7 protein-coding genes are annotated in these 12,965 nt (G+C 60.1%); 4 read left to right on the top strand and 3 right to left on the bottom strand.

Going from position 1 to position 12,965, the window contains the following annotated elements; genetic code table 11:
- Positions 1-6: 6 nt before the first annotated feature.
- The 3 genes from xdhC to xdhA form a co-directional block, all read right to left on the bottom strand.
- A complete protein-coding gene (gene xdhC, locus CKW38_RS03295; RefSeq protein ID WP_095111812.1) occupies positions 7-864 on the bottom strand; it encodes a xanthine dehydrogenase accessory protein XdhC in 858 nt (285 codons plus the stop codon).
- Between the two features lie 145 nt (positions 865-1,009).
- Complete coding sequence (gene xdhB, locus CKW38_RS03290; protein WP_007918382.1) at positions 1,010-3,409, bottom strand: xanthine dehydrogenase molybdopterin binding subunit; 2,400 nt, start codon at positions 3,407-3,409, stop codon at positions 1,010-1,012.
- On the bottom strand, positions 3,402-4,856 hold the full coding sequence (gene xdhA, locus CKW38_RS03285) for a xanthine dehydrogenase small subunit (protein ID WP_095111811.1): 1,455 nt from the start codon (positions 4,854-4,856) through the stop codon (positions 3,402-3,404). Before xdhA ends, xdhB begins: the two co-directional genes overlap by 8 nt.
- 268 nt (positions 4,857-5,124) lie before the next feature.
- On the opposite strand from xdhA, the gene CKW38_RS03280 reads away from it, so the two are divergent.
- The 4 genes from CKW38_RS03280 (at position 5,125) to ligA (ending at position 12,914) form a co-directional block, all read left to right on the top strand.
- On the top strand, positions 5,125-5,784 hold the full coding sequence (locus CKW38_RS03280) for a GntR family transcriptional regulator (RefSeq protein ID WP_007918384.1): 660 nt from the start codon (positions 5,125-5,127) through the stop codon (positions 5,782-5,784).
- 2 nt (positions 5,785-5,786) lie between these two features.
- Entirely contained in the window at positions 5,787-9,275 is a 3,489-nt protein-coding gene (smc, locus tag CKW38_RS03275; RefSeq protein ID WP_095111810.1) for a chromosome segregation protein SMC, read from the top strand.
- Between the two features lie 259 nt (positions 9,276-9,534).
- A complete protein-coding gene (gene zipA, locus CKW38_RS03270) occupies positions 9,535-10,398 on the top strand; it encodes a cell division protein ZipA (RefSeq protein WP_007916269.1) in 864 nt (287 codons plus the stop codon).
- Between the two features lie 158 nt (positions 10,399-10,556).
- A complete protein-coding gene (gene ligA, locus CKW38_RS03265) occupies positions 10,557-12,914 on the top strand; it encodes an NAD-dependent DNA ligase LigA (protein WP_095111809.1) in 2,358 nt (785 codons plus the stop codon).
- The last annotated feature ends 51 nt before the right edge of the window (positions 12,915-12,965 follow it).

The raw sequence follows: 12,965 nt of genomic DNA, 5'->3' as shown, positions 1-12,965 counted from the left end.
CTCTAATCAGTTTGAGGCTTTGAGTTTGGTCGCCTGACTGCGCCGCGAAACCGGCAGCAGTTTGGCAATCGGTTCGGCGCTGGCAGTCTGCTGGCCGAAGTTGGCGTTGTAGGTTGCGATGATTTCGCCGGCGATGGAGATGGCGATTTCCACAGGCAGTTTGCCTTTGACTTCGCCGATGCCCATCGGGCAGCGCATGCGTTGCACGACGCCGCTGTCGAAACCGCGATCACGCAAACGGTGTTCGAACTTCGCGCGTTTGGTCTTCGAACCGATCAGGCCGAAGTAGGCGAAGTCGTTGCGCTTGAGGATCGCGGCAGTGAGTTCAAGGTCGAGCTGATGGTTGTGGGTCATGACGATGCAATAACTGCCGGCGGGCAGCTCATCGATTTCATCCACAGGCTCTTCGGAAACGATTTTACGCACGCCGTGGGGGATCTGTTCGGGGAATTCGGCCTCGCGCGAATCGATCCAGCGCACCCGGCAGGGCAGGCTGGCGAGCAGGGGCACCAAAGCGCGGCCAACGTGACCGGCACCGAACACGGCGATTTGCGCCTGCACCTGGCCCATCGGTTCGAACAGCAACACGGTGGCGCCGCCGCAGCACTGGCCCAGGCTGGCGCCAAGGCTGAAGCGCTCCAGATGAGTGTCCTGCTTGCCGCTGGCGAGCATGTCGCGGGCGATCTGCATGGCTTTGTATTCCAGATGCCCGCCACCAATGGTGTCGAAGCTCTGGTTAGCGCTGATGACCATTTTCGAACCGGCGTTACGTGGCGTCGAGCCGAGTTCTTCGATGATCGTCACCAGCACACAGGGTTCGCCCTGGTTCTGCAGGTCGGCGAGGGCGTCGATCCAGTTGTACATAGTTCACCCCTACAACATCGTTGTCTGTTCGGGCCTCATCGCTGGCAAGCCAGCTCCCACAGGATTTGCGGTGTAACGCCTATCGGTTAAACGCCACAAAAACCTGTGGGAGCTGGCTTGCCAGCGATTGGCCGCCCCTCGGTCTTTAGAGCGGAGCCAGCTCGGTTTCAGCTTCAACGGCTTTCACCGCTTTGAGCTGACGCATCTGCTCACACCCCCATAACACCCGCTCCGGCGTCGCCGGCGCATCGATCTGCGGCTGATGCTTGTAATCACCGAGGCTTGCCACCGCATCCTTGATCGCACACCACGAAGCAATCCCGAGCATGAACGGCGGTTCACCGACAGCCTTGGAATGGAACACGGTGTCTTCCGGGTTCTTGCGGTTTTCCACCAGTTTCACCCGCAGATCCAGAGGCATGTCCGCCACCGCCGGGATCTTGTAGCTGGCCGGGCCGTTGGTCATCAGCTTGCCTTTGTTGTTCCAGACCAGTTCTTCCATGGTCAGCCAGCCCATGCCCTGAATGAAACCACCCTCGACCTGACCGATGTCGATGGACGGGTTCAGCGAGGCGCCGACGTCGTGAAGAATGTCGGTGCGCAGCATCTTGTACTCGCCGGTCAGGGTGTCGACGATCACTTCGCAGCACGCCGCGCCGAAGGCGAAGTAGTAGAACGGACGCCCACGCGCCTGGCTGCGGTCGTAGTAGATTTTCGGAGTCTTGTAGAAGCCAGTGCTCGACAGCGACACCTGATTGAAATACGCCTGCTGGATCAGCGCTTCAAAGGTCAGGATATGGTCGCGAACACGCACATGGCCGTTGTGGAATTCAACGTCTTCTTCAGTGACTTTGAAGTGACGGGCAGCGAATTCGATCAGGCGTTTCTTGATGATTTCCGCCGCGTTCTGCGCCGCTTTACCGTTCAAGTCGGCACCGCTCGACGCTGCCGTCGGCGAAGTGTTCGGCACCTTGTCGGTGTTGGTCGCGGTGATCTGCACACGATCGATTTCGACCTGGAACACTTCGGCCACGACCTGCGCGACTTTGGTGTTCAGGCCCTGACCCATTTCGGTGCCGCCATGGTTCAGGTGGATGCTGCCATCGGTGTAGATGTGGATCAGCGCGCCGGCCTGGTTCAAGAAGCTCGCGGTGAAGGAAATGCCGAATTTCACCGGGGTCAGCGCCAGGCCTTTTTTCAGGATCGGGCTGTTGGCGTTGTAGCGACGAATGGCTTCGCGGCGCTCGTGGTACTGGCTGCTTTCTTCCAGTTCGGCGGTCATCTCTTCGAGCATGTTGTGCTCGACGGTCTGGTAGTAGTGGGTGACGTTGCGCTCGGTCTTGCCGTAGTAGTTGGCCTTGCGCACGGCAAGTGGGTCGAGCTGCAGGTGACGGGCAATCGCGTCCATCACTTCTTCGATCGCGACCATGCCTTGCGGACCACCGAAACCACGGTAAGCGGTGTTCGACGCGGTGTTGGTCTTGCAGCGGTGACCATTGATGGTCGCATCGCCGAGGTAGTACGAGTTGTCCGAGTGGAACATCGCCCGGTCAACGATCGACGCGGACAAGTCCGGCGAGCAGCCGCAGTTGCCGGCCAGATCCATGTTGATCCCGTGCAGGCGCCCGGTGCTGTCGAAGCCGACGTCGTATTCGACGTAGAACGGGTGACGCTTGCCGGTCATCAGCATGTCTTCGACGCGCGGCAGGCGCATCTTGGTCGGCTGACCGGTGAGGTGCGCAACCACCGCGCACAGGCACGCCGGGCTGGCGGCTTGAGTTTCCTTGCCGCCGAAGCCACCGCCCATGCGGCGCATGTCGACGACGATTTTGTTCATCGACACGTCGAGCACTTCGGCGACCAGTTTCTGCACTTCGGTCGGGTTCTGCGTCGAGCAGTAGACGATCATGCCGCCGTCTTCGGTCGGCATCACTGAAGAGATTTGCGTCTCCAGATAGAAGTGTTCCTGGCCGCCAATGTGCAGCGTGCCTTGAATGCGATGTTCAGCGGTCGCCAGTGCCGAGACCGAATCGCCGCGCTGGTGGGTGTGGCTGTCGAGCACGAAATGGCGTTTGCGCAGGGCTTCAACCACGTCCAGCACCGGCTCGAGATCTTCGTATTCGATGATCGCCGCCATCGCGGCTTTGCGCGCGGTTTCCAGATCTTTCGCGGCGACGGCGAGCACCGGTTGACCGACGAATTGCACGTCATCGATGGCCAGCAGCGGGTCGCCCGGCAACAATGGGCCTATGTCTTTCAGGCCCGGCACGTCTTCGTGGGTGATGGCGATGCGCACGCCTTCGAAGGCGTAGCACGGCGAGGTGTCGATGCTGATGATTTTCGCGTGGGCGCGGTCCGACAGGCGTGCGTACAGGTGCAACTGGTTCGGAAATTCCAGGCGGTCATCGATGTACTGCGCCTCACCAGACACGTGCTTGGCGGCGCTGTCGTGCTTGACGCTGCGGCCGACACCGGAGGTCAGGTCCTTGGCGAACAATTCAGCCAGTTCAGCTTGAGTTTTCTCTACGCCGTGATGGTTAGACATAAGCGGTCACCCGAGTCTCGATGTGCGGTGTTTGCAGTTCGATGAAGTATTTGCGCAGTAGGTTCTGCGCGCTGAGCAGGCGATATTCCTTGCTGGCGCGGAAGTCCGAGAGCGGGGTGAAATCTTCCGCCAGTGCAGCGCAGGCGCGCTCGACCACGGCGTTGTTGAACGGCGCACCGATCAGTGCGGCTTCACAGTGGGCGGCGCGTTTCGGGATCGCGGCCATACCACCGAACGCCATGCGCGCATCGGTGATTACGCCGTTTTCGACGCGCAGGTTGAACGCGGCGCAGACGGCGGAGATGTCGTCGTCCAGACGCTTGGAGACTTTGTAGGCACGGAACAATTGCTCGGCGCTGGCGCGCGGCACGATGATCTTCTCGATGAATTCACTTTCCTGACGGGCGGTGACTTTGTAGTCGATGAAGTAATCCTCGAGGTTCAGGGTGCGGCGGGTTTCGCCTTTGCACAGCACCACCTGCGCGCCGAGGGCGATCAGCAGCGGTGGCGAGTCACCGATCGGCGAGGCGTTGCCGATGTTGCCGCCGAGGGTGCCCTGGTTGCGGATTTGCAGCGAGGCGAAGCGGTGCAGCAGTTCGCCGAAATCCGGGTACTCGGCGTTCAACGCTTCGTAGCAGTCGGAGAGGGCGGTGGCGGCGCCGATTTCGATGCGGTCTTCGAAGGTTTCGATGCGCTTCATTTCGGCGACGTTGCCGACATAGATCATCACCGGCAAAGTGCGGTGGAACTGAGTGACTTCCAGTGCCAGATCGGTGCCGCCGGCGAGCAGGCGCGCTTGTGGGTACGCGTCATAAAGGTCGGCCAGATCAGCGACGGTCAGCGGCACCAGGCAGCGTTTGTCGCCGCTGTTGAGTTCGCCGATATCGGTCGGGGCGATGGCTTTCAGGCGGGCGATGGTCTCCGCTTCGCGGGCATCGAACTGATCCGCTTGCTTGCCGCAGCAGGATTGTTCGGCAGCGGCCAGAATCGGCCGGTAGCCAGTGCAGCGGCAGAGGTTGCCGGCCAGCGCTTCGTGGGCCTTGGCCTGATCCGGTGCATCGCTGTTCTTTTGCAGGGCGAACAGCGACATGACGAAGCCGGGGGTGCAGAAACCGCACTGCGAGCCATGGCACTCGACCATGGCTTTCTGCACGCTGTGCAGTTCGCCTTGGTGTTTGAGGTCTTCGACGCTGATCAGTTGTTTGCCGTGCAACGACGACACAAAGGTCAGGCACGAGTTGAGGCTGCGATAGCGAATGTGTTCGCGGCCAGCGTCATCCGTCTGTAACTCGCCGACCACCACGGTGCAGGCGCCGCAGTCACCGCTGGCGCAACCTTCTTTGGTGCCGGACTTGCCCACGTGGTCACGCAGGTAATTGAGCACAGTCAGATTCGGGTCCAGGGCGTGCTCGCTACGGAGTTCCTGGTTAAGTAAAAACTGGATCACGGAAGGCCTCGCAGACTCATTATTGTTGTTAACCGACGTGAACCGAATTTAGCAGGTCTGACTTTTCGGTCAATGGTTTTCTGACTTAAAGGTCAGGAAAATGCGTTTCGTCGATCAACTACGTGTCTATTCAGTATTGACCCTCATTGGATCCCCTGCTTTTTTGCGGGAATCGTGCCAAAAACTGCTGAGTGGGCACTCCGCCATGACCGTGCATTTGCGCTACACTGCGCCGCTTGTGCAGATCGATAGAGTTTGAAGGACAACCATGACGTTCAAGGCGCCGGACAGCCTCGCCGAGCAAATCGCTCACCACCTCGCCGAACGCATCATTCGTGGCGAAATGAAGCCGGGAGAGCGCATCCAGGAACAGAAGGTCACGCTGGCGCTGAATGTCAGCCGCGGTTCGGTCCGCGAAGCCTTGCTGATCCTCGAACGCCGCCACCTGATCGCGATCCTGCCGCGTCGTGGCGCGCACGTCACCGAACTGACGCCGCACAAGGTGCAGAGCCTATGCACGCTGATGAGCGAGTTGTACATCCTGCTCGGCAATTCGGTGGCCAATGGCTGGCAAGTGCAGTCGGACATGGCGCCGTTCGTGCAGATCCAGCAGCGCCTGACCGCCAGCTACGAGCGTCAGGACATCCGCAGCTTCGTCGATGAAAGCTTCGCCGTGATGCGCGCCGCCTATCCGTTCGCCAACAACCCGTACCTGCAAGAGACCGTCGAGAACCTGCAACCGGCGATGAGCCGCGCCTACTTCCTCGCCCTCGAACAGCGCAAGGCTTCAATGAGCGAGTTCCTCGAACTGTTCGAACGCCTGCTGGCCGCCGTGCTTGCCCGTGATTTACCGCAGATCCGCATCGTGCTGACGGCTTATGCCCAGCGCAGCTGCGATCTGGTGGTTTCCGCCCTGACGGTTGCCTAAGCGTGCGGCTCAAGTGCATCAAACTGGCGGGATTCAAATCCTTCGTCGACCCGACCACGGTGAACTTCCCCAGTAACATGGCGGCGGTCGTCGGGCCGAACGGTTGCGGCAAGTCGAACATCATCGACGCCGTACGCTGGGTGATGGGCGAGAGTTCGGCGAAGAACCTTCGTGGCGAGTCGATGACCGACGTCATCTTCAACGGTTCGACCAGCCGCAAACCGGTGAGTCAGGCCAGTATCGAACTGGTCTTCGACAACTCCGATGGCACCTTGCTCGGCGAGTACGCGGCCTACGCGGAGATTTCCATCCGCCGCAAAGTCACCCGCGACAGCCAGACCACCTATTACCTCAACGGCACCAAATGCCGTCGTCGCGACATCACCGATATCTTCCTCGGGACCGGCCTTGGCCCGCGCAGCTATTCGATCATCGAGCAGGGGATGATCTCCAAGCTGATCGAGTCCAAGCCTGAAGACCTGCGTAACTTCATCGAAGAAGCGGCCGGCATCTCGAAATATAAAGAGCGCCGCCGCGAGACCGAAAACCGCATCCGCCGCACCCACGAAAACCTCGCGCGTCTGACTGACCTGCGTGATGAGCTCGAGCGTCAACTCGAGCGCCTGCACCGTCAGGCCGAAGCGGCGAAGAAGTATCAGGAATTCAAAGCCGAGGAGCGTCAGCTCAAGGCGCAACTGTCGGCCTTGCGCTGGCAGGATCTCAACGATCAGGTCGGCCAGCGCGAGTCAATCATCGGTACCCAGGAAATCAGTTTCGAAGCCTTGGTTGCTGAGCAGCGTAATGCGGATGCGGCCATCGAACGCCTGCGTGACGGTCACCATGACCTGTCCGAGCGCTTCAATCTGGTGCAGGGGCGCTTCTATTCGGTCGGCGGCGACATCGCCCGGGTCGAACAGAGTATTCAGCACGGCCAGCAACGTCTGCGGCAGTTGCAGGACGACTTGAAAGAAGCCGAACGCGCACGCCTGGAAACCGAATCGCACCTGGGCCACGACCGTACGTTGCTGCTGACCCTCGGCGAAGAGCTGGACATGCTCACTCCCGAACAGGAAGTCACCAGCGCTGCCGCCGAAGAGGCTGCTGCCGCGCTGGAAGATTCCGAATCCGTCATGCACGGCTGGCAGGAGCAGTGGGACGCTTTCAACCTGACCGCTGCCGAACCGCGTCGTCAGGCCGAAGTGCAGCAGTCGCGCATCCAGCAGTTGGAAACCAGCATGGAGCGTCTCGCCGACCGGCAAAAACGTCTCGGCGAAGAGCGCGCGTTGCTTTCGGCTGACCCGGAAGACGCGGCGATCATGGAACTCAACGAGCAGCTCGCCGAGTCGGAAGCGACCCTCGAAGACCTGCAGACCAGCGAAGAAGCGCAGGTCGAAAAGCTTGAACAACTGCGTCAGGAATTGCAGCAGGCGTTGACCGCGCAACAACAGGCGCAGGGCGATTTGCAGCGTCTTAACGGTCGCCTCGCGTCCCTCGAAGCCTTGCAGCAAGCTGCGCTCGACCCGGGCACCGGCACCGCCGAATGGCTGAAGGAACACAACCTCGCCGAGCGCCCGCGCCTGGCCGAAGGCCTGAAGGTTGAGGCCGGTTGGGAATTGGCGGTGGAAACCGTGCTCGGCGCTGACCTGCAAGCGGTGCTGGTCGACGATTTCAGCGGTTTCGATTTATCCGGTTTCACCCAAGGCGATCTGCGCCTGCTCAGCCCGGCCAGCGATGGCGTGCGCGTCGCTGGCAGCTTGCTCGACAAGGTCGACGCGCAGATCGATCTGTCGCCGTGGCTCGGTCAGGTCAAACCGGTCGACAGCCTTGAACAGGCTTTGGCCTTGCGCGGGCAGTTGAGCGCTGGCGAGAGTTTGATCAGCCGCGACGGTTACTGGGTCGGCCGGCATTTCTTGCGCGTGCGCCGGGCCAGCGAAGCGGAAAGCGGCATGCTCGCCCGTGGCCAGGAAATCGAAGCGCTGCACCTCGAACGCGAAGAGAAAGAAGCCACGGTCGAGGCCATGGAAACCCGTTTGCAGACCCTGCGCGCGCAACAGCGTCAGCAGGAAAACGGCCGCGAACATTTGCGTCGTTTGCTGCAAGACGAAGCGCGTCAGCAAGGTGAACTGAAAGCGCAGTTATCTGCCGGCAAAGCCAAGGCCGAACAGTTGACGCTGCGTCGTACCCGTCTTGATGAAGAGCTGGTCGAACTCGGCGAGCAACGCGAACTCGAGCACGAACAGATCGGCGAAGCGCGCATGCAATTGCAGGAAGCGCTGGATGCCATGGCGCTGGACACCGAGCAACGCGAATTGCTGTTGGCCCAGCGTGACAGTTTGCGTGAACGCCTTGATCGCGTGCGTCAGGAAGCGCGGCAGCACAAGGATCACGCCCATCAATTGGCCGTGCGTCTTGGCTCATTGCGCGCGCAGCACGACTCCACGCGCCAGGCGCTGGAGCGTCTGGAAATGCAGGCCGAGCGCCTCACCGAAAAACGCGGACAGTTGAGTCTGAATCTGGAGGAGGGCGAGGCACCGCTGGAAGAGCTGCGTCTGAAACTCGATGAACTGCTCGACAAGCGCATGACCGTCGATGAAGAACTCAAGACCGCGCAGATCGCTTTGGAAGATGCCGATCGCGAATTGCGCGACGCGGAAAAACGCCGGACTCAGGCCGAGCAGCAATCGCAGCTGATTCGCGGCCAACTCGAACAGCAGCGTATGGAATGGCAAGCCCTGACCGTGCGCCGCAAAGCCTTGCAGGATCAATTGCTCGAAGACGGCTACGATCTCAACGGCGTACTCGCGACATTAACCGCGCAAGCCAGTGAACGCGAAGCCGAAGAAGAACTCGAACGCATCAATGCGCGGATTCAGCGCCTGGGTGCGATCAACCTCGCGGCCATCGACGAATACACGCAACAGTCCGAGCGTAAGCGTTATCTGGATGCGCAGGACGCCGATCTGGTCGAAGCGCTGGAGACCCTGGAAAACGTCATTCGCAAGATCGACAAGGAAACCCGTAACCGCTTCAAAGATACCTTTGATCAGATCAATGGTGGTTTACAGGCGCTTTTCCCAAAAGTTTTCGGTGGCGGGCGCGCGTATTTGGAACTGACGGGCGAAGATCTACTCGATACAGGGGTAACGATCATGGCGCAGCCGCCAGGGAAGAAGAACAGCACCATCCATTTGCTCTCCGGCGGGGAAAAAGCCCTGACCGCACTGGCACTGGTTTTTGCCATCTTCAAGTTGAACCCGGCGCCGTTCTGCATGCTCGATGAAGTTGACGCACCGCTGGATGACGCTAACGTTGGACGCTACGCACGCTTGGTTAAGGAGATGTCGCAGACCGTGCAGTTCATCTATATCACCCACAACAAGATCGCCATGGAAATGGCCGAGCAGTTGATGGGCGTGACGATGCATGAACCGGGTTGTTCGCGACTGGTAGCCGTGGATGTCGAGGAGGCGATGGCGATGGTGGACGCCTGAGTCAGCGTGGTGTCGGAAAGGTAATTTGGTGTTGTAGGACTTTTTTACCGGGTTCGACTTGCTGGCCAATCGACATATTCGCGCAAGCCAATGAGACAGACGGTGTAAAGTTGTCTTTGGTCGTGCTAGTTTAATGTCAATTTTTCGTATACGTGGGCAAAACGCCTGTCAGAACATAGAGTTGGCGCCACGTTTTAAAGCGGTTTGCACAATGTAAACCCCTTATTTTTCAGCATTTTTTATAGAGGCACGGGATTACATGGAAATCGGTCTGCGCGAGTGGCTGATCGTCATCGGCATCATTGTGATAGCCGGTATTCTTTTCGATGGCTGGCGCCGTATGCGCGGCGGCAAGGGAAAACTGAAATTCCGTCTTGACCGAAGTCTGTCCAACCTGCCGGACGAGGACACCAGCGCTGAGCTGTTGGGCCCGGCCCGTGTTCTGGACAACCATAAAGAACCACAGCTGGACGAACACGATCTGCCGTCGGTGAGCATGCCGGCCCGCGAAGCACGCGAGCCTCGCGAATCCGGTTCGAAACGTGGCAAGCGTGGCAGCAACGGTCCGGCGCAGGGTGACCTGAACCTCGACCTGGATCTGGACGGCGGCCCGAGCTTCAGCAGCCGTGACGACGATTTCGCCGAAGACACCAAGCCTTCGCCGGCGGTGGTCGACAAAGACCAGCCGCAAGCTGAAGAAGTGCTGGTGATCAGCGTGATCTGCCGTGACGCTGCCGGTTTCAAAGGCCCGGCACTGTTGCAGAACATCCTCGAAAGCGGTCTGCGTTTCGGCGAGATGGATATTTTCCACCGTCACGAAAGCATGGCCGGCAACGGTGAAGTGCTGTTCTCCATGGCCAATGCGGTCAAGCCGGGCATCTTCGATCTGGACGACATCGACCATTTCAGCACCCCGGCGGTGAGCTTCTTCCTCGGCCTGCCAGGCCCGCGTCATCCGAAGCAAGCCTTCGACGTGATGGTGGCCGCAGCTCGCAAGCTGTCGCAGGAACTGAACGGCGAACTGAAAGATGATCAGCGCAGCGTCCTGACCGCGCAGACCATCGAGCACTACCGTCAGCGCATCGTCGAGTTCGAACGCCGCGCCCTGACCCAGAAGCGCTAAGGCCAAGATCAAAAGATCGCAGCCTCGTTTCACTCGACAGCTCCTGCAGGAATGATTTCTGTAGGAGCTGCCGAAGGCTGCGATCTTTTGCTTCTGCTGCCAGAGATAGATGAATTAGAGCAGCCTCGGCTGCTCTTTTGCTTTATGAGAGAACACCCATGACCGCCGCCAAAAACCGCATTCTCGAGCTGCGCGCTGAACTCGATCAGCACAACTACCGTTACCACGTCCTCGACGAGCCGAGTATTCCGGATGCCGAGTACGACCGGTTGTTCCACGAGCTCAAGGCGCTGGAAGCGGCCAACCCGGAGCTGATCACCAGCGACTCGCCAACTCAGCGCGTCGGCAGCGTGGCGCTGACCGCGTTCACTCAGGTGCGTCACGAAGTGCCGATGCTCAGCCTCGGTAACGCCTTCGAAGAAACCGACATGCGCGAATTTGATCGCCGCGTCACCGAAGGTCTGGATCTGCCGGCCGGCGATCTGTTCGGCGGCAGTGCGGCGGTGGAGTACAGCTGCGAACCGAAACTCGATGGCCTGGCGGTCAGTCTGCTTTATCAGGATGGTGTGCTGGTACGCGGCGCCACGCGCGGCGACGGCACCACCGGTGAAGACATCAGCGTCAACGTGCGCACCGTGCGCAACATCCCGCTGAAATTGCACGGCGAAGGCTGGCCGGCGACCCTGGAAGTGCGCGGTGAAGTGTTCATGTCCAAGGCTGGTTTCGAGCGTCTTAACGCCTCGCAACTGGAAGTCGGCGGTAAGACCTTCGCCAACCCGCGCAACGCCGCCGCCGGCAGCTTGCGTCAGCTCGATTCGAAGATCACCGCCAACCGTCCGCTGGAATTCTGCTGCTACGGCATCGGCCAGGTTTCCCACGACATCTCCGACACGCACATCGGCAACCTCAAGCAGTTGCAGCAGTGGGGCATGCCGATCAGCCACGAGCTGAAACTGGCCAAGGGCATCGGCGAATGCCTGGACTACTACCGCGACATCGGCGAGCGCCGTAACTCGCTGGCTTACGAAATCGACGGCGTGGTGTTCAAGGTCAACAGCATTGCCGACCAGCGCGAACTGGGCTTCCGCGCCCGCGAGCCGCGCTGGGCGATTGCGCATAAATTCCCGGCGATGGAAGAACTCACGGAACTGCTCGACGTCGAGTTTCAGGTTGGCCGTACTGGCGCTGTTACGCCGGTGGCACGATTGAAACCGGTCAAGGTTGCCGGCGTCACCGTGGCCAACGCCACGCTGCACAACATGGATGAAGTCGCGCGTCTGGGCCTGATGATCGGTGACACCGTGATCATTCGCCGCGCCGGTGATGTGATTCCGCAAGTAGTGCAAGTGGTCATGGATCGCCGTCCGGAAAACGCGCGCGCGGTACAGATTCCAGAGAGCTGCCCGGTGTGCGGCTCGCACGTCGAGCGCACGCAACTGATCAAACGCAGCAAGGGCAAGGAAACCGTCAGTGAAGGCGCTGTGTATCGCTGCGTGGGTCGACTGGCCTGTGGCGCGCAACTGAAGCAAGCGATTATTCACTTCGTCTCGCGCCGAGCGATGGACATCGAAGGCCTGGGCGACAAGAGCGTTGAGCAGTTGGTCGATGAAGGTCTGGTCAGTTCGCCGGCCGATCTGTATGCGCTGAAGTTCGATGACATCGTCGATCTGGAAGGTTTTGCCGAAGTCTCCAGCAACAAGTTGCTCGCGGCCATTGAAGACAGCAAGAAACCGGGGCTGGCGCGTTTCATCTATGCGCTGGGCATTCCCGATGTCGGTGAGGAGACGGCCAAGGTGCTGGCGCGCTCGCTGGGTTCGCTGGAGCGTGTGCAGCAGGCGCTGCCGCAAGTGCTGACCTACCTGCCGGATGTCGGTCTGGAAGTAGCGCACGAGATTCACAGCTTCTTTGAAGATGCGCATAACCAGCAGGTCATCACCGAGTTGCTGTGGCATGGTTTGCAAATTCAGGATCAGGGTGAGCTGGGCGCCGAGTTTGCCGCCAGCACCACACTGGGTGGCTTCCTCGACAAGCTGCACATTCCCTCGGTCGGCCCCGGCGGCGCGCAGAAACTGGCGGACAAGTTCGGCTCGCTGGAAGCGGTGATGAATGCTGACTGGCTGGACATGCGTCAGGCCTTGCCGGAGAAGCAGGCGAATTCGGTGCGCGAGTTTTTTGCACTGCCTGAGAACCGGCAACTGGCTGAGGCATCCGAAAAGCAACTGCGCGATTTCGGCATGCACTGGCAGAGCGAGAAGAAAATCGTCGAAGGTTTGCCGCTGTCCGGCGAGACCTGGGTGCTGACCGGCAAGGTTGAGTTGATGAGCCGTGATGTCGCCAAGGAACACCTGGAAAGCCTTGGCGCCAAGGTTGCCGGCTCCGTGTCGGCGAAGACTCATTGTGTGGTTGCAGGCCCCGGCGCCGGCTCCAAACTGACCAAGGCCAATGAGCTGGGCGTGAAGGTGATGGACGAAGAAAGCTTTATCGCCTTCCTCAAAACCCACGGCCTGAACGTTTGATCGTTCCCACGCTCCCGCGTGGGAATGCCGCCCCGGACGCTCCGCGTCCGC

It is taken from the genome of Pseudomonas sp. Irchel 3H7, assembly GCF_900187605.1.
Lineage (GTDB): Bacteria > Pseudomonadota > Gammaproteobacteria > Pseudomonadales > Pseudomonadaceae > Aquipseudomonas.
Note: the sequence above shows the minus strand (reverse complement) of the source record. Positions and strands in the feature narration are given on the sequence as shown.